Annotated in this window: 16 protein-coding genes; 4 read left to right on the top strand and 12 right to left on the bottom strand. The window is 72.8% G+C overall.

All coding sequences use genetic code 11. From position 1 onward, the window contains the following. Positions 1–142: 142 nt before the first annotated feature. Genes AB0C22_RS17025 through AB0C22_RS17035 form a run of 3 tightly spaced genes read right to left on the bottom strand, consistent with a single transcriptional unit; the run spans position 143 to position 4,055 of the window. A complete protein-coding gene (locus tag AB0C22_RS17025) occupies positions 143–964 on the bottom strand; it encodes a hypothetical protein (protein ID WP_255597959.1) in 822 nt (273 codons plus the stop codon). After that, entirely contained in the window at positions 961–3,240 is a 2,280-nt protein-coding gene (locus AB0C22_RS17030) for a hypothetical protein (RefSeq protein ID WP_219469774.1), read from the bottom strand. Before AB0C22_RS17030 ends, AB0C22_RS17025 begins: the two co-directional genes overlap by 4 nt. Then, positions 3,237–4,055: a hypothetical protein gene (locus AB0C22_RS17035; RefSeq protein WP_219469770.1), complete on the bottom strand. Its 819-nt coding sequence runs from the start codon at positions 4,053–4,055 to the stop codon at positions 3,237–3,239. Before AB0C22_RS17035 ends, AB0C22_RS17030 begins: the two co-directional genes overlap by 4 nt. 172 nt (positions 4,056–4,227) lie before the next feature. Between AB0C22_RS17035 and AB0C22_RS17040 the strand changes: the two genes are divergently transcribed. Further along, a complete protein-coding gene (locus tag AB0C22_RS17040) occupies positions 4,228–5,106 on the top strand; it encodes a Crp/Fnr family transcriptional regulator (protein ID WP_244253374.1) in 879 nt (292 codons plus the stop codon). 55 nt (positions 5,107–5,161) lie between these two features. On the opposite strand, the gene pheT is transcribed toward AB0C22_RS17040, so the two are convergent. The 9 genes from pheT to AB0C22_RS17085 all read right to left on the bottom strand — a co-directional run bounded on the left by pheT (position 5,162) and on the right by AB0C22_RS17085 (position 13,354). Beyond that, on the bottom strand, positions 5,162–7,741 hold the full coding sequence (pheT, locus tag AB0C22_RS17045) for a phenylalanine--tRNA ligase subunit beta (RefSeq protein WP_219469767.1): 2,580 nt from the start codon (positions 7,739–7,741) through the stop codon (positions 5,162–5,164). A gap of 40 nt (positions 7,742–7,781) precedes the next feature. After that, a complete protein-coding gene (gene pheS / locus AB0C22_RS17050) occupies positions 7,782–8,861 on the bottom strand; it encodes a phenylalanine--tRNA ligase subunit alpha (RefSeq protein WP_219469765.1) in 1,080 nt (359 codons plus the stop codon). 211 nt (positions 8,862–9,072) lie between these two features. Next, positions 9,073–9,912: an RNA methyltransferase gene (locus AB0C22_RS17055; protein ID WP_091253229.1), complete on the bottom strand. Its 840-nt coding sequence runs from the start codon at positions 9,910–9,912 to the stop codon at positions 9,073–9,075. Between the two features lie 31 nt (positions 9,913–9,943). Beyond that, entirely contained in the window at positions 9,944–10,336 is a 393-nt protein-coding gene (gene rplT, locus AB0C22_RS17060; protein ID WP_219469761.1) for a 50S ribosomal protein L20, read from the bottom strand. Between the two features lie 32 nt (positions 10,337–10,368). Beyond that, entirely contained in the window at positions 10,369–10,563 is a 195-nt protein-coding gene (gene rpmI, locus AB0C22_RS17065) for a 50S ribosomal protein L35 (RefSeq protein WP_088645193.1), read from the bottom strand. 19 nt (positions 10,564–10,582) lie between these two features. Beyond that, positions 10,583–11,233: a translation initiation factor IF-3 gene (infC, locus tag AB0C22_RS17070; RefSeq protein ID WP_219469758.1), complete on the bottom strand. Its 651-nt coding sequence runs from the start codon at positions 11,231–11,233 to the stop codon at positions 10,583–10,585. Between the two features lie 435 nt (positions 11,234–11,668). Then, positions 11,669–12,142, bottom strand: a complete 474-nt coding sequence (locus AB0C22_RS17075) for a PH domain-containing protein (RefSeq protein ID WP_357535814.1) — start codon at positions 12,140–12,142, stop codon at positions 11,669–11,671. A 56-nt stretch (positions 12,143–12,198) separates the two neighbouring features. After that, positions 12,199–13,044 (bottom strand): ATP phosphoribosyltransferase, encoded by an 846-nt coding sequence (hisG, locus tag AB0C22_RS17080; RefSeq protein ID WP_208570180.1) that lies wholly within the window; start codon positions 13,042–13,044, stop codon positions 12,199–12,201. Between the two features lie 46 nt (positions 13,045–13,090). Then, positions 13,091–13,354, bottom strand: a complete 264-nt coding sequence (locus AB0C22_RS17085; RefSeq protein ID WP_132265090.1) for a phosphoribosyl-ATP diphosphatase — start codon at positions 13,352–13,354, stop codon at positions 13,091–13,093. Between the two features lie 238 nt (positions 13,355–13,592). Between AB0C22_RS17085 and AB0C22_RS17090 the strand changes: the two genes are divergently transcribed. The 3 genes from AB0C22_RS17090 to AB0C22_RS17100 are packed head-to-tail and all read left to right on the top strand — an operon-like array spanning position 13,593 to position 16,082. Then, positions 13,593–14,462, top strand: a complete 870-nt coding sequence (locus AB0C22_RS17090; protein WP_208570179.1) for a transporter substrate-binding domain-containing protein — start codon at positions 13,593–13,595, stop codon at positions 14,460–14,462. A 5-nt stretch (positions 14,463–14,467) separates the two neighbouring features. Beyond that, positions 14,468–15,337 (top strand): amino acid ABC transporter permease, encoded by an 870-nt coding sequence (locus AB0C22_RS17095; RefSeq protein ID WP_219469753.1) that lies wholly within the window; start codon positions 14,468–14,470, stop codon positions 15,335–15,337. Position 15,338: 1 nt separating this feature from the next. Next, positions 15,339–16,082: an amino acid ABC transporter ATP-binding protein gene (locus tag AB0C22_RS17100; protein WP_219469749.1), complete on the top strand. Its 744-nt coding sequence runs from the start codon at positions 15,339–15,341 to the stop codon at positions 16,080–16,082. The last annotated feature ends 141 nt before the right edge of the window (positions 16,083–16,223 follow it).

Consider the following 16,223-nt stretch of genomic DNA (forward strand, 5'->3'; position numbering starts at 1 on the left):
AATACATCCGTCCGCATGTAAATGATAAGCCTGACCACCGGTCACGCCCCGACCACCCTGGGCGAACCCGCTGCCCTGGCTACGTCGACCGACCCAGAGGTGGCCGGGTCCCGGCTTGCCGGCCCGGAACCCGACCACCGGCTCAGTTCGCCCGCTCGGCCAACCCGTGCTGCCGCTGGTAGGTCCGCAGCGCCACGTCCCAGGCCTCGGTGTACTCCGACGGGCCCAGGTTGAGGTCGTGGTGTCCCCGGACCGCCTCCCGCAGCAGGGCCACCAGCTCCGGCACCGTTCCCCGACGCTCGTCGACATAACGGCGGAAGACGTCGGCGAACTGCTCCCCGGTCAACCGGGCCGCGTGCGCGGTCACCGGATCGGCCTCCAACGCCTGGAGCACCGCACACCACCGGCGGGTCAGGTCGTCGACGTGCCGGGCCCGGATCTTCTGCAGCTCGTGGTCACACTCCAGCCGGATCCGCTCCTCCCAGTACGGCCGCAGCCGGTCACGCACCCGCTCGTCGGGGCTGACCCGCACGTGGGCGGTGAACTGCGGCAGCGACTCGTTCGCCGGCCACCGCTGCCCGGCGAGCCGTTCGTTGAGCACCCGCTCCAGCTCGTGGGAGCGGTGCGGCTCGAACTCCCGGGACACGTCCACGATCCGCTCCCGGACGATCCCACCGGCCCAGTCGAGATACCGCTCGGCACGGAACTTCAACTCGTCGAACGTCATCCGCCGGCCGGTCCACAGATACACGGGGTGCACCCGGAAATCGAACGCGTCCCCCTTCGCCGGCACCAGCAGCGGATGCGGGACGTCCTGGCGGAACGACACCGTGACGGGCGGCGGCGGTGGCAGCGGCGGCACCGGCTCCAGCGGAGCCGGCGAGCCGAACAGGCCCTGCCACCAGTGGCGGCGCTGCGGCATCGGAAGTTGGCTGCCCATGGCGGTGCTGGGGTGCGGGTTCATCGGTGATCCTCGTCGGTGAGTCGGCGTACGGCGGCGAGCAGGGAGTTGTGGGGCATCAGGGGTCCCCAGACGTGGCTCAGCTGGTGGTCCAGCCGGTGCCGCAGGGGTGCCCGGCCCGCCACCACCAGAGCGAGCAGTTCCAGGCAGTGGGCGGCGACCTCGGGGTGCCCGTCGGCCCGGTTGAGCCAGAAACCGAGCGTGCGCCACGCGCGGTAGGCGGTCGTGGGAAGGCTGAGCGCGTTCGCCCAGCAGTCGGCCAGGTCGGTCGTCGACACGGTGCCGACCCGCGCCAGATCGAGCAGCTCCGGCCAGTGCTCCCGAGGGGCGGGCGCCCACCGGTCGGCGAGCACCCGCAACGCCCGTCCGGCGTGCAGCCACACCTCCGGGTCCGGCGACCGCGTCCACTGCGCGAGGGCCGGCAACACGGTCGCCTGGTGACCGGCCGTGTGCACCTCGACCAGGCCCCGCACCACCGAGTGGTGCCAGCGTTGCATCCGCGCCCCGGCGATCTGGCGCAGATGCAGCAGGGCGGTGTCGGGCCAGAGCCGGGCGAGCCCCAACGCGTAGGCGCGGGCAACCGTGTCCCGCAGGTGGGCCGGCCCTACGGACGCCCACCGGTCCAGTTCCGTGCGTACGCGCTGGCGTAGCTCCGGTTGCATGGCCATGGCGACCAACGCGATGGCGGCGGCCTGCCGGACGCCGGCCCGGCGTTCCCGGGCCAACTGGTCCACGGTCTCCAGGGCGACCCGCACCCCGTGCCGGGCGGACCAGCCCACCGCTCCCGCAGCGGCCTCCCGGACCCCGGGCGACCCCGTGCGCACCAGGGTGGCGAGCCAACCGAGCAGATGCTCCGGCAGCCACCAGTCCGACCAGGCGACCTCCAGGAGGCTGGTCCGCAACTGGTCGTTGCCGGGCGAGAACTCGATCCGCCGCCCACCGCTGAGCCGGTCGTCGTCGACCAGGACGACGGCCTGCCGCAGCACCGGTCCGAGCAGCAGGTCGACCACCCCACCGAGGAACCCCACCGGTGGCGTGGTCGCGCCGTCGGTGTCCGGTGCCGGCCCCGTGAGCAACCGTCCGGCCGCCGCCTGGACCTCCACCACCGACTGTCCCGCCAGCACCGCGCAGGACAGCCGGAACGCCCGTCGCTGGTCGACGTCCCACCGGGACGACCCGTCGACACCGTCTTCCTCGGCGCAGAGCACCCGTCGGGCACGCTCGCGCAACTGCCGGGGCAGCAGTCGCTCCAGCCGTTCGGTGAGGTCGCCGCCGCGCGGCGGCGCCTGGGCGATCAGCTCCGCCAGCCGGACGACCTCACCGGCGCGCGGACCGCCGGCCAGGTGGGCGGCGAGCAGCGGATGCGGGACGCACTCCTCCTCGACGTACGCGTCGACGCAGTCACCGGTGCAGTGGTCGGCGCACCAGCCGACGCACTGCCCACGCAGCAGCCGGCGCAGTTGCGCCCGGAACACCTCCACCGAGGCCGCCGGGCGGTGGGGCACCAGCTGCCCGGTGAACTCCTGCTCCCGGTGCGCGAAGTCCCCGACCAGCACCAGGCTGCTCCCGAGGGTCTCCAACCTCGCCGCGAGTCCCACCAGGGTCAGGCCGTCCAACTCCCGGACCGCCTCGTCGCCGAGCGCCAGGGTGTAGCCGTGGCCGGGCCGAACGGGTGCGTCGGCGCCCAACAGGTCCGACAGGTGTTCCGCGTCGAGCACGCCGACCCGGTCGTAGCCGTAGCGGCGGGCCGAGGCCAGGCAGCCGGCGGTGTGTCGCCCCGTTCCGTCGGGGCCGGTCAGACAGACCAGGTGGCGCAGTTTGAGCTGCCGGTCCAGCCGCTGGTCGCTCGGCGCGGGGGCGTAGCCGTCGGCCAACTGCCGCACCCAGGTGCCGCTGAGCGTCTCCGACCAGGTCCGGCCGCCCGCCCCCACGGTCGCCGTGGTGATGTTCACGGTGCCGATCGCGGTAGCCCCCGGACCGGTCGCGTTCTGGCCGCGGACCCGTACGTCACCGACCCCGATGCTCGACGGGGCACCGAGCAGTGCGGTGAGCCGGGCGAGGACGGCAGCCGGGTCCGGTGCCTCCTCCGGTTCGTCCTGCGGTTCGTCCTCGGCGGCCGACCCCGGCGGGGGCGCATCCGTCGGCGCGGGCCGCCCGGCCACGGTCTCGCCCGACCCCCGTTCGTCGGAGCGGGCGGAGTCCGGCGCGGCGTCGACCGGTGCGGGGGCTCCGACGTCGTCCGGGGCCGGCGGGTCCCACGAATCCGCCGTCCCGTTCATCGGCCGCCGCCATCGCCGCCGAAGACGGCGTCGCGGCCGACCGATCCGATGGCCGTCGCGTTCGGGCCGATCGCGTTCTGCCCCTGCACCCAGATGTCGCCGGTGCGGATGCCCGACCCGGCCGCGCCGGCCCCGGTATCCTTCCCGGCCGTGCCGGCCCCGGTGTCCGGCCGGGGAGGTGGCGGTCCCCCGGTGGGCGACGACGGCTCCTGCGGCGGTGGCCACGACGACATGTCCTCGTCGACCACGTAGAGCCAGGCGGGCTCCCGGAACTCCTTCGCCGGGTGCTCGACCTCGATCCGGCGAAACCGTTCCGGCCGCATCTCCTCCGGATACTCGCAGACCACGTCGCGGTACATCTCCGTCGAGACGACCAGCGCGACCCCCGCGTCGGGGAACGCGGCGAGCGCCTGCCGCACCGGGGTGGCGTCGCAGAGCCGGCAGACGTGCACGACCGCGTGGCCGGGGAAACCGTTGGCCCCGTCCAGGTGCACCAGACCCTGGTGTACGGCCACCCGCAACCGGATCTGCGCGGGAGCGGTCCGGCTGCTGTTGAACGCCCGCAGTCGCCGGTTGAGTTCCGGTACGAACCGGCCGATGACCCGGGACTCCGGGACGTCGCGGGGCAGGATCGCCAGCTCGCCGTCACCGGCCTGCTGGGTGGTCCAGGCGACCCGGTCCAGGCCCACCTCGGTCGCCGCCGCGTGCAGCAGGGTGTGGAAGTTCTCCTGTGCCTCGTACTGCTGAAGATTGCTGCGTCGGCTGTACCGCTCCATGTCCACGGAAACCAGCAGACGCCGTTCGGGATGTCGCATCCGGCACACCCTTCGTCGCCGGCCCGCTCGGCGAGCGGGCACCACCGGGCACATCGAACCCGGCCCGATGCCCGCAGACCCCTCAGAAGTACGGCATCGGCGGGACTGTCGGCATCCGGTCATCCCACCGTGGACAGATGTCGTGGTAGCCGGTATCCGGTCTGCTGCCAGCATGTGGACGAACCTGACCGAACTGCTCCTGGCGCTCGGGGTGTCCCCCGCCGCGATCCTCGCCCTGCTGGTCGTCGAGGCCCTCGCGGTCCGCAGCGGGGCGGTGCGACGCGTGTCCACACGGATACGCTTCGACACTTCTCGTCTGCTGAGGAAGGTGCTGATGCTGATGCGGCTACCACACGACCGGCCCGACGGCGACTGGCCGTACGGGACCTTCCTGCAACGGCTCGACGACCCGGTGCGGACCGCGTTGCTGGCGTCCGGAGTCCGGCGTCAGGTGCCGGCCGGGCAGATCCTCATCCACGAGGGTCACCGGGAGGCGCACCTGGTGCTACTGGAGGACGGCCTGACAAAGGTCACGGCGTCCCTGCCCGACGGGCGGACCGCCCTGCTGGCACTGCGGGTCGGCGGCGACCTGGTGGGCGAGATGTCGGCCCTTAACGACCGCCCCCGATCGGCGACCGTGACCACCTGCGGGCCCACCAGCTACAGCGTCATCCAGCCCGAGCAGTTCAAGACCTTCCTGCGGGGCCACCCCAACGCCGCCCTGGAACTGGCCGCCATGGTCTCCGACCGGCTGCGCTGGTCCAACCGCCGCCGGATCGACTTCTCCTCGTACTCGGTGAAGATCCGGGTGGCCCGGGTGGTGGCGGACCTGTGCCGCTCACACGGTCGACAGGACCGCGACGCGGTGGTCATCGACGTCCGGCTGACCCAACCGGAACTCGCCACCATCTGCGGGGCCGCCGAGACCTCGATCCAGAAGGCGCTACGGGAGCTGCGCGCCGACGGGCTGGTGGAGACCGACTACCGGCGGATCACCGTGCGCGACCTGGCCGCCCTGCGGGCCTGCGGGGAGATCACCGACGAGACGTGACGGCGACGGCCCCGACCCGGTGAACGGATCGGGGCCGTCGTCAGGCCGGTGCGCCTCAGGCGCCGCGCAGGGTCGCCCCGAACCGCCGGGCGGCGACGGCCACGGCGGCGTCCCGGGCGGCCACCGCCTCCTCCACGGTCAGCGTCCGGTCCGGCGCCCGGAAGGTGAGCTTGTACGCCAGCGACCGGCGACCCGCGCCGAGCGACTCCGAGGCGTACACGTCGAAGAGCCGGACGTGCTCCAGCAGCTCACCGGCCCCCTCGACCAGTGCGGCCCGGACGTCGGCGGCCGGCACCGACTCGTCCAGCACCAACGCCACGTCGATCAACGCGGGGGGGAACCCCGACACGGTCGGCGCGGACACCACCGGGGCGGCCGGCAGGGCGTCCAGGTCCAGTTCCATGGCGCTGGTGCGGCGGGGCAGCTCCAACGCCGCCACCACCGTCGGGTGCAGCTCACCGGCGTGGCCGACCACCACCCCGTCGACCAGCAGCGCGGCACAGCGACCCGGGTGCCAGGGGGCGTGCTCGGCGGCCCGTACCTCTATCCGGTCCGCCGGCAGGTCGGCGGCGGCGAGCACCGCCCGGCCGGCCTCCACGGCGTCGGCCCAGCCGGCGGCGCGGCCAGCGCCCCACCAGCCGGCCGGTTCCACGTCACCGGTGAGCACCACCGCGACGTGCCGGGGCTGGGCCGGCACCACCGCGTCGGCGGCGGCGAACTCGGCGTCGGTGGGGCGACGGTCCACCCCCATGACCGGCGGCGCACCCACCCCGGCCCGCGGGTGGAACACCGTGCCGATCTCATAGAGCGCGAGGTCACGGTGGCCCCGGCCCAGGTTGCGCTTGAGGATGCCCAGCAGCGGGCCGAGCAGCGTGGTGCGCAGCAGCGGCTCCTCCTCCGACAGCGGGTTGGCCAGCCGCACCGCCGGCCGACGCGGATCGTCGGCGGGCAGCCCCAGCTGGTCGGCCAGCTCCGGGGCGACGAACGGCAGGCCCAGCACCTCGACGTAGCCGCGTTCGGCCAGTGAGCGGGCCACCGCCCGGCGGCGACGCTGCTGCCAGGTCAGACCCCGGCCGGGCGGCGCGGTCGGCAGCACCGACGGCACCCGGTCGTAACCGTCGAGGCGGACCACCTCCTCGACCAGGTCCGCCGGGTCGGTGAGGTCGGGCCGCCAGGTCGGCGGGGTGACGGTGAGCACGTCGCCGGCATCGGCGGCCGTCCCGACCGTCCCCGGGTCCTCGGCCAGCCGGTCGCCGCCCCGGATCACCGTGCAACCCACCTGCTCCAGCAGGTCGACCACCCGCTGCGGGGAGTAGTCCACCCCGATCCGGCGCGACGGCAGGTCGGCCGGGAGGGTGACCGGGCGCATCGGCCGGACGTGGTCGAGGTCGAGGACCTCCGCGCCGGCCTCGCCACCGCCGTGCGTGGTGAGCAGCTCGACGGCGCGCTGGAGGGCCACCAGCGGCAGCGCCGGGTCGACCCCCCGCTCCCACCGCTTGGCCGCCTCGCTGAACAGCTTGTGCCGGCGGGCGGTACGGCCCACCATCACCGGGTCCCAGTGGGCTGCCTCCAGCAGCACGTCGGTGGTGCCGCCGACCACCTCACTGGTCTCGCCGCCCATCACCGCGGCCAGCGAGATCGGGACGCCGTCGCCCTCGCCCGCGAGGGAGTTGGGCAGCCCGGCATCGCAGATCACCATGTCCTCGGTGGTGAGCGCGCGGACCACACCGTCCAGGGTGGTCACCTTCTCGCCCGCCTCGGCCCGGCGCACCACCAGCGGACCGGTGATCCGGTCGGCGTCGAAGGCGTGCATCGGCTGACCCAACTCGAGCATCACGTAGTTGGTGATGTCGACCGGCAGCGAGATGCTGCGGATGCCGGCCACGGTCAGCCGCTGCCGCATCCAGCCGGGCGTGGCCGCCGTCGGGTCGACACCCCGGACCATCCGGGCGGTGAACCGGTCACAGCCCACCGTGTCGCGCAGCTGCACCGGGTACGCCGGCTCGGCCGTCCCGGCCGGCGCGGGCACCAGGCCCGGGTCACGGAAGGACAACCCCAGGGCGTACGCCAGCTCCCGGGCGATGCCGCGCACGCTCAACGCGTACCCCCGGTCGGGGGTGATCTCCAGCTCGACCACGACGTCGTCGAGGCCCACCACCGGGCGGGCGTCGTCGCCGGGTCGGGCGGCGGTGTCCGGCGGCAGCACGATGATGCCGGAGTGGTCGTCACCCAGGCCCAGCTCCTGCGCCGAGCAGATCATGCCGGCCGACATCCGGCCGTACGTCTTGCGCGCGCCGATGGTGAAGTCGCCGGGCAGGACCCCGCCGGGCAGGATCACCACGACCCGGTCGCCGGGGGCGAAGTTCCGCGCCCCGCAGACGATCTGCTGGAGTTCGCCGGTGCCGTTGGCGGCGCCGACGTCGACCAGGCAGTGCCGGATCGGCTTCTTGAACCCGGTCAGCTCCTCGATCTCGCGGACCTCACCGACGACCAGCGGACCGGTGACCGTGCGGCGCAGGTCCACCACTGACTCGACCTCGATGCCGAGGTCCACCAGGGCCTGTTCCAGATCCTCGGTGGGCAGGTCGACGGGGAGATCGACATACTCCCGCAGCCAACTGACAGAAACTCGCATGACTCAGACCACCGTCTCCGTGACTCGTACCCGCATCGCCCTACGCCCCGGCCCCGAACGCGCGGGTGAACCGCACGTCGCCCTCGGCCATGTCCCGCATGTCGCTGACCCCGTGCCGGAACATCACCGTCCGGTCGATGCCCATGCCGAACGCGAACCCGGAGTAGACCTCCGGGTCGATGCCGCAGGCCCGCAGCACCCTCGGGTTGACCATGCCGCAGCCGCCCCACTCGACCCAGCGCGGGCCGTCGCGGTGCTCGGGGAACCACACGTCGAACTCCCCCGACGGCTCGGTGAACGGGAAGTAGTGCGGACGCCACCGGGTCTTCGCCCCCGCGCCGAACATGGCCCGGGCGAAGTGGTCGAGGGTGCCGCGCAGGTGCGCCATCGTGATGCCCCGGTCCACCACCAGGCCCTCGACCTGGTGGAAGACGGGCGCGTGGGTGGCGTCCAACTCGTCGGTGCGGTAGACCCGGCCGGGCACCACCACGTAGATGGGGGGCTTGCGGGTGAGCATGGTGCGCGCCTGCACCGGCGAGGTGTGGGTGCGCAGCACCAGGCCGGAGGTGTCCGCGCCGGCCGGCGGTGCGATGTGGAAGGTGTCCATCAGCCCGCGTGCCGGATGGTCGGCGGGGATGTTCAACGCGTCGAAGTTGGTCCACTCCAACTCGACCTCGGGACCCTCGGCCACCTCGTAGCCCATCCCGACGAACAGGTCGCTGATCTGCTCCATCAGGGTCGACAGCGGGTGGCGTGCACCCCGGGGCCGCCGGTCGTACGGCAGGGTCACGTCGACCCGCTCCTCGACCAGCACCCGGGCGGCCTGCTCCCGGTCGAGCACCTCGGCGCGGGCCGCGTACGCGGACTCGATCGCCCGGCGGGCCTCGTTGACCCGCTTGCCGGCGTCGGACTTCGCGGCCGGCGGCAGCGCGCCGATCTCCCGGCGGGCCAGCGACACCGGGGACCGGTCACCGAGGTGCGCGGGGCGCAGCGCGGTCAACGCGTCGGGGTCGGTGGCGGCGGTGAACGCCTGCTCGGCGGTGGCCACCGCCTCGGCCAGGGCGGCCGGGTCGAGCAGGGCGACCTGCTTCGGGTCGTACGGATCGTTGCGGTAGCTCATGGCGTACGGGCACTCCCTCACGGCGGCGCCGACCCTCCCGGGCGGCTAGGCGAGTCTACGGACGCGCGGCTTCGCCGCAGCCCGCCGGTGGGAGTTGCGCGCGGGGAAGGGTCAGGCCCGCCGCCCGCCGACACCGGCGGGCTGGGTAAACGAACGCCGTGGCGCGTTCCGCACGTGACCGACTCCCCTGCTGGGTGTGCGCCGACCGGGGTCAGCGCAGTGCTCGGGCTGAAGCGTACAGGCAGACGGCGGCAGCCGCAGCCAGGTTCAGGCTCTCGGCCCGCCCGTGCAGCGGCACCCGGACCCGGGCGTCGGCGACGGCGGTCAACTCCTCGGGCAGACCGTGCGCCTCGGCCCCGAACAGCCAGGCGGTGGGGGCGGCGAGCCGGCCGTGGTCGACGAGGTCGTCGAGGTCGCTGTCGCCGTACCCGGTGGTGGCGAGAATCGTGAGCCCGGCGGCGCGGAGCCCGGCGACCGCCGCGCCGGGGTCGGCGGCGCGGACCACGTCGACGTGGAAGAGGCTGCCGGCGGAGGCCCGCACGCACTTGCCGTTGTAGGGATCGACGGTGTCACCGGCGAAGACCACCACGCCCGCGCCGGCCGCGTCGGCGGTGCGCAGCACGGTGCCGGCGTTGCCCGGGTCACGGATGCCGGCGAGCACCGCGACCAGGCGCGGTCCGCGCGCCAGGGCGGTCCGCAACGGCACGTCGAGGTGCCGGCAGACGGCGACCAGCCCCTGCGGGGCGACGGTCTCGGTCAACGCGGCCAGGGCCTCGTCGGTGATCTCGGAGACCGGCAGGTCGGCGCGGGCGGCGCGGGCCGCCAGGTCGGCGTGCCGGTCCAGGGCGGTCGGGGTGCCGAAGAGTTCCACCACCGTGTCGGTGCGGTCGAGGGCCTCGCGGACCGCCTGCGGGCCCTCGGCGAGGAACCGGCCGGCCGTGTCGCGGTCCCGACGCCGGTGCAGCCGGCGGGCGGCGACCACCCTGGGGGTACGCGGGGTGAACGGGCCGGTGACGGCGTCGAGGCGTCTCCCGTGCGCTGGTGACTGCATGGGAGACGCCTCGATCCGTTGTTGCGGGTGGTCAGGCAGCCTGGGCTGCGGCGCCACCGGTGCCCTCGGCCGTCACGGCGGCGCGGGCCAGCTCGACGATCGCGGCGAACGACGCGGCGTCGTGGACGGCCATGTCGGCGAGGATCTTGCGGTCGACCTCGATGCCGGCCAGGCGCAGGCCCTGGATGAGCCGGTTGTAGGTCATGCCGTTGGCCCGGGCGCCAGCGTTGATGCGCTGGATCCAGAGCTGCCGGAAGTCGCCCTTGCGGTCACGACGGTCCCGGTAGGCGTACTGCATCGAGTGCAGCACCTGCTCCTTGGCCTTGCGGTACAGCCGGGAGCGCTGACCGCGGTAACCACTCGCGGTCTCCAGCAGGGTACGACGCTTCTTCTGGGCGTTCACAGCCCGCTTGACGCGTGCCATCTCAACTCCTTGTTAGGTAAAGGTGGCGCGCGTCAGCGGCCGAGCAGCTTCTTGATGCGCTTGACGTCGGACTTGGCCAGCTCGACCGTGCCGGTCAGCCGCCGGGTCTGGGTGGACGGCTTCTTCTCCAGGTTGTGGCGAAGGCCGGCCTGCTGGGCGACGATCTTGCCCTTGCCGGTCACCTTGACCCGCTTGCCCATACCCGTGTGGCTCTTCATCTTCGGCATGTGGAACGTCTTCTCCCTGTTACTGGCCGCTGGTGTCAGCGGTCGGGCCGGTCTCGCCGGCTGCTGCGGTCTCGCCGGCCACCGGGGCCTCGCCGTCTGCCGGCGGCGCGGACTCGTCCGCGGTCCGGTCCCGGGGGCCGGTGCGGGACGCCGTGGCGGCGACCGCGGAGGCCTTCACGGCCCGGTGCGGCGCGAGGACCATGATCATGTTCCGACCGTCCTGCTTCGGAGCGGCCTCGACGTATCCCAGGTCCGTGATCTCGGACTCGAGCCGGCGCAGGAGCCGGTAACCCAGCTCCGGGCGGCTCTGCTCCCGACCACGGAACATGATCGTCACCTTGACCTTGTCGCCCGCCTTGAGGAACCGCACCACGTGACCCTTCTTGGTCTCGTAGTCGTGCGGGTCGATCTTCGGCCGGAGCTTCATCTCCTTGATGACGGTCTGCTGCTGGTTACGCCGCGCTTCGCGCGCCTTGAGTGCGCTCTCGTACTTGAACTTGCCGAAGTCCATGAGCTTGCACACCGGCGGGCGCGCCATCGGCGCAACCTCGACCAGGTCCAGGTCGACGTCCGCGGCCAGCTGCAGGGCGCGCTCCAGCGGGACGATGCCCACCTGCTCACCCTCAGGGCCGACCAGTCGGACCTCACGTGCCCGGATCTGCTCGTTCACGCGTGGTTCGACGCTGATGGGGCCTCCTCGAGTCGAGTCTGCTGTGTGGCCGACTCCGCGCGGCCCCCGGGTGGGGACGACTCGGAAAGCAGAAGGCCCCGGCACATGCCAGGGCCCGCTCGACCGGTCGGCACGATCACATGATCGCGCATCCGGCACCGGGACATGCCCGGAACCGGTGACCGGACCCGGCCACCGACTGGGGCGACTCGGGTGGGAGCAGGCGCTCCGCTTCGGGACCGCCTGACCGCCGGAGGCGGAGGCAGTCTGGTCGACTCCGAAACACTACACCCCCGCCCCAGCCATCCCCAAACCGGGCCCGCAGGTCAACACGGCCCGAGAAGCCCGGCGGCGGGCCCGGACCGGCCGGCACGGCCAGCCTGGTAGCCGACCGGCTGCCGGTCGGCTACCCCCGTCGCCGGTCGGTCGGCGCGGTCAGCGGATGGTGGAGGCGCCGCCCAGGCGGGCCAGGTGGGCCTGGTGCAACCGGCGCAACGCGCGCACCCCGTCGACCGCGATCTCCTTGTCGGCAGCCTGGAGCGCCACCATCGGCAGCAGGTCGTCGTCGTGCAGCTCCAGGCTGGCCCACGGCGCACCCCGGTCGAAGCGCACCCCCCGGACCACCTCCCAGGGCAACTCGTACGAGCCGAGGATGTTGCGCACCCGCACCCCCCGGGCGTCCGCCTCGACCCGGGGCCGGGTGAACAGCAGGATGCCCAGCGCGCCGAACACCCCGAGGCCGATCATGGCGAACTGGTCACCCCGCTGGAAGGTGCCGTAGCCCTCGCCGGTCGCCCCGGTCAACGAGGTGGCCACCAGGCTGAAGACCACCAGCAGGGCGATCGCCGAGGCCCAACAGACGACCCGGATACAGCGCGGCTTCAGGCGGATCAACTCGGTGTCGCTCACCGCTCCAGTCTGCCACCCGCCGCAGCCCACCCCCGCGCCGCCACCCGGTGGCGGGATCAGAGGCGGCAGGCGTGGATGTTGGTGACCAGGATGGCGCGGGCGCCCAACTCGTACAGCTCGTCCATGATCCGGTGCACGTCGTCGCGGAGCACCATCGCCTGCACGGCGACCCAGCCCTCCCGGTGCAGCGGGGAGACCGTCGGCGACTCGATGCCCGGGGTGAGGGCGCTGGCCCGGTCGAGCAGGCCGGCCGGCACGTCGTAGGCGAGCATCACGTACCGGCGGGCCACCAGCACCCCGTGCAGGCGACGCAGCAACTGCTCCGCCTGCGGGTGCGCCGGCGCACCGGCCCGGCGGACCAGCACCGCCGAGGAGCGCAGCAGCGGGTCCCCGAAGACCACCAGCCCGGCCTGGCGCAGCGTCGCGCCGGTCTCCACCACGTCGGCGACGACGTCGGCGACCCCGAGCCGGATGGCGTTCTCCACCGCGCCGTCGAGCCGGATCACGTCGGCCTTGACGCCCAGGTCGGCCAGGTAGCGCTCGACCAGCCCCGGGTACGCGGTGGCGATCCGGTGCCCGCCCAGCTCCTGCACGTCACCGACGTCCTGGGGGCGGGCGGCGAAGCGGAAGGTGGCCCGACCGAACGCCAGGTCGACCACCTCCTCGGCGGGGGCGCCGGAGTCGATCAGCAGGTCCCGGCCGGTGATCCCGACGTCGAGGTCACCCGAGCCGACGTAGGTGGCGATGTCCTTCGGGCGCAGGTAGAAGAACTCGATGTCGTTGGCCTCGTCCGGGCAGACCAGGTCCTTGGGGTCGGTGCGCTGGCGGTAGCCCGCCTCGCGCAGCATCTGGGCGGCCTTCTCGGCCAGGGCGCCCTTGTTGGGTACGGCGACACGCAGCATGACGGAGTGCTCCTTCGATCGGATCAGATCAACGACGCGGGCGCACTCACAGATGTCGGTAGACGTCCTTCAGCTCCAGACCGCTGGCCAGCATCAGCACCTGCACCTGGTAGAGCAGTTGCGAGATCTCCTCGGCGGTGCGTTCCGGCCCCTCGTGCTCGGCGGCCATCCACGACTCGGCCGCCTCCTCGACGACCTTCTTGCCGACGAAGTGCACCCCCTTGGACAGGGCGGCGACCGTGCCCGAGCCCGGCGTGCCGGCGGCGGCCTTGGCCTGGAGCTCGGCGAACAACTCCTCGAACGTCTTCACGGGACCGGATTCTTCCAGCCGCCCCCCGACGCCGTGCGCTCCGGGGTCCGGCCGAGTCGTCCGGCCACGCCGGGTTCCCGCAGGCTGGGACGCGCCCGCCAGCCCGGTGGCGTGCCGGCCCAGCCGGGACGACCGGACGGCACGCCGGCAACGGACCGGACACGTTTGGACATCGATCTCTCATCTACCTGATGGGACACCCTTCGAGGGATCGGCGCTCTTCTCTATCCTGGCGGCCATGGTCAGCAGTAGCTCACGTGCCCGCGCCGCCGCCACCGCCGCCGTTCTCCTCGTCGCGGTGGCCGGATGCGCACCCCAGGAAGTGACCCCCACCCCCGACGCCGTCCCCACGGCGGCCACCTGCGCCAAGGACAGCCTGAAGACCCGGACGCCGGGCAAGCTCACCGTCGCCACCGACGAACCCGCGTACGAACCATGGTTCAAGGGCAACAAACCGGACACCGGCGAGGGCTTCGAGGCCGCCGTCGCGTACGCGGTGGCGGAGAAGCTCGGCTACGCCCGGGGGGACGTCACCTGGACCCGGGTCAAGTTCGACACCGCCATCGCCCCCGGCCCGAAGACCTTCGACTTCGACATCAACCAGTTCTCCATCACCGAGGAGCGCAAGCAGGCGGTCGACTTCTCCGCCCCGTACTACCTGGTGCGGCAGACGGTCATCGCGCTCAAGTCCTCGAAGATCGCCGGAAAGAAGTCGGTGGCGGACCTCAAGAACGCCAAGCTCGGCGCCCAGGTGGGCACCACCAGCTACCAGGCGATCACCGCGCTGATCAAGCCGACGGTGAAGCCGCAGGTCTACAACAGCAACGACGACGCCAAGAAGGCCCTGCAGAACGGTCAGCTCGACGGTCTGGTGGTCGACCTGCCGACCGCGTTCTACATCACCGGGTCCGAGCTGCCCGAAGCCACCATCGTCGGCCAACTGCCGCAGGTGGGTGCGCCGGAGGCGTTCGGGCTGCTGCTGGACAAGGACTCACCGATCACCCTGTGCGTCAGCAAGACCGTCGGTGAACTCTCCGGGGACGGCACGCTCAAGCAACTGGAGCAGAAGTGGCTCGCCCAGGTGGCGGGGGCGACCGAACTCCAGTGAGCCGGGTGTCACCACACCACGACAGCCCGGCCGCGCCCCGGCGACACGTCCCGTCGACGGCGCAGCGGCGGCGGGCCGCGTACCGGCGTCGGCAGACGACCCGCAGCGTGCTGGTCGCCGCCGCCTCCACGGCGGTGCTCGGCACGCTGCTGGTCGTCGCGGTCACCGGCGCGCCCGGCTGGGACCGGGTCCGCCGGTCGTTCCTCGACCGGCAGATCGCCCTGGAAGCCCTGCCGGACGTGCTCGCCGGGCTGTGGCTCAACGTCCGGCTGCTGGCCTGCTGCGCCGTCGGGGCGCTGCTGCTCGGCCTGCTGATCGCGCTGCTGCGGACCCTGCGCGGGCCGGTCTTCTTCCCGGTCCGCGCGCTCGCGGCGGGCTACACGTACACCTTCCGGGGTCTGCCGCTGATCATCGTGCTGTACGTGCTCACCCTCGGCGTGCCCGGCCTGCGGTTGCAGGGGATGCCCCCGGTGCTGGTGCTCGGCGGGCTGGCGCTGGTGCTCACCTACGGCGGTTACCTGGCGGAGGTGTTCCGGGCCGGCATCGAGTCGGTCCACCCGAGCCAGCTCGCGGCGGCCCGCTCGCTGGGGCTGACCTACCGGCAGACCATGCGGCACGTGGTGCTGCCGCAGGCCGTCCGACGGGTCGCGCCGCCGCTGCTCAACGACGTGGTGGCGTTGCAGAAGGACGTCGGCCTGGTCTCCCTGGCCGGCCCGATCGACGCCGTCCGGGCGGCGCAGATCGCCACCGCGCAGACCTTCAACTACACCCCCTACATCCTGGCCGGGGTGCTGTTCGTGCTGCTCGCCATCCCGCTGATCGCGGTCACCGACTGGGTGACGCTGCGCTCGGCCCGACGCCAGTCCGGAGGCTGAGATGGCCGTGCTGACCTGCCGGGGGCTGCGCAAGGAGTTCGGCGGTCAGGTGGTCCTCGACGGGCTCGACCTGACCGTCGAGGAACACCAGGTGGTCGCCCTGATCGGCGCGTCCGGGTCGGGCAAGTCGACCCTGCTGCGCTGCGTCAACCTGCTGGAGGAGCTGGACGACGGGACCATCGAGCTGGACGGCGTGGAGATCTCCGACCCCCGGGTCGACCCCGACCGGGTCCGCCGGCGCATCGGCATGGTCTTCCAGTCGTACAACCTGTTTCCGCACCTGAGCGTGCTGGACAACGTCACCCTCGCGCCGCGCCGGGTGCACCGGCGGGAGCGGGCCGAGGCCGAGGCGCAGGCCCGGGAACTGCTCGACCGGGTGGGCCTGGGCGGGAAGGCCGACGCCTACCCGGACCGGCTCTCCGGCGGCCAGCAGCAGCGGGTGGCGATCGTCCGGGCGCTGGCCAACTCGCCCCGGCTGATGCTGCTCGACGAGGTCACCTCGGCGCTCGACCCGGAGCTGGTCGGGGAGGTGCTGGCGATGATCCGGGACCTGAAGTCCGCCGGGATGACCATGGTGCTGGCCACCCACGAGATGGGCTTCGCCCGGGAGGTCGCCGACCAGGTCTGTTTCCTCGACGCCGGTCGGGTGGTCGAGGCCGGGCCACCCGCCCAGGTGCTCGGTGAGCCGACCCACCCGAGGACCCGCCAGTTCCTCAAGCGGATCATCGACGCCGGCCGCCTGTAAGGAAGGGCCCCTCACCAGCGCCTTCCGTATAGGAAGGGGCCCTTCCCGACCAGCGCGACAGCGGGACCCGGGATCAGCCGAGGGTGCGGTCCAGGAACGCCCGTACTGCGGCGTGGAACTCGGCCGGTCGATGGATGTGCG

The organism is Micromonospora sp. NPDC048894 (genome assembly GCF_040649765.1).
Taxonomy (GTDB): domain Bacteria; phylum Actinomycetota; class Actinomycetes; order Mycobacteriales; family Micromonosporaceae; genus Micromonospora; species Micromonospora antibiotica.

Bases quoted from the DNA above. Each gene is read 5' to 3' on its own strand.
- AB0C22_RS17025 (WP_255597959.1), bottom strand. From the start codon at position 964: ATGAACCCGCACCCCAGCACCGCCATGGGCAGCCAACTTCCGATGCCG.
- AB0C22_RS17030 (WP_219469774.1), bottom strand. From the start codon at position 3,240: ATGAACGGGACGGCGGATTCGTGGGACCCGCCGGCCCCGGACGACGTC.
- AB0C22_RS17035 (WP_219469770.1), bottom strand. From the start codon at position 4,055: ATGCGACATCCCGAACGGCGTCTGCTGGTTTCCGTGGACATGGAGCGG.
- AB0C22_RS17040 (WP_244253374.1), top strand. From the start codon at position 4,228: ATGTGGACGAACCTGACCGAACTGCTCCTGGCGCTCGGGGTGTCCCCC.
- pheT (WP_219469767.1), bottom strand. From the start codon at position 7,741: ATGCGAGTTTCTGTCAGTTGGCTGCGGGAGTATGTCGATCTCCCCGTC.
- pheS (WP_219469765.1), bottom strand. From the start codon at position 8,861: ATGAGCTACCGCAACGATCCGTACGACCCGAAGCAGGTCGCCCTGCTC.
- AB0C22_RS17055 (WP_091253229.1), bottom strand. From the start codon at position 9,912: ATGCAGTCACCAGCGCACGGGAGACGCCTCGACGCCGTCACCGGCCCG.
- rplT (WP_219469761.1), bottom strand. From the start codon at position 10,336: ATGGCACGCGTCAAGCGGGCTGTGAACGCCCAGAAGAAGCGTCGTACC.
- rpmI (WP_088645193.1), bottom strand. From the start codon at position 10,563: ATGCCGAAGATGAAGAGCCACACGGGTATGGGCAAGCGGGTCAAGGTG.
- hisG (WP_208570180.1), bottom strand. From the start codon at position 13,044: ATGCTGCGTGTCGCCGTACCCAACAAGGGCGCCCTGGCCGAGAAGGCC.
- AB0C22_RS17090 (WP_208570179.1), top strand. From the start codon at position 13,593: ATGGTCAGCAGTAGCTCACGTGCCCGCGCCGCCGCCACCGCCGCCGTT.
- AB0C22_RS17100 (WP_219469749.1), top strand. From the start codon at position 15,339: ATGGCCGTGCTGACCTGCCGGGGGCTGCGCAAGGAGTTCGGCGGTCAG.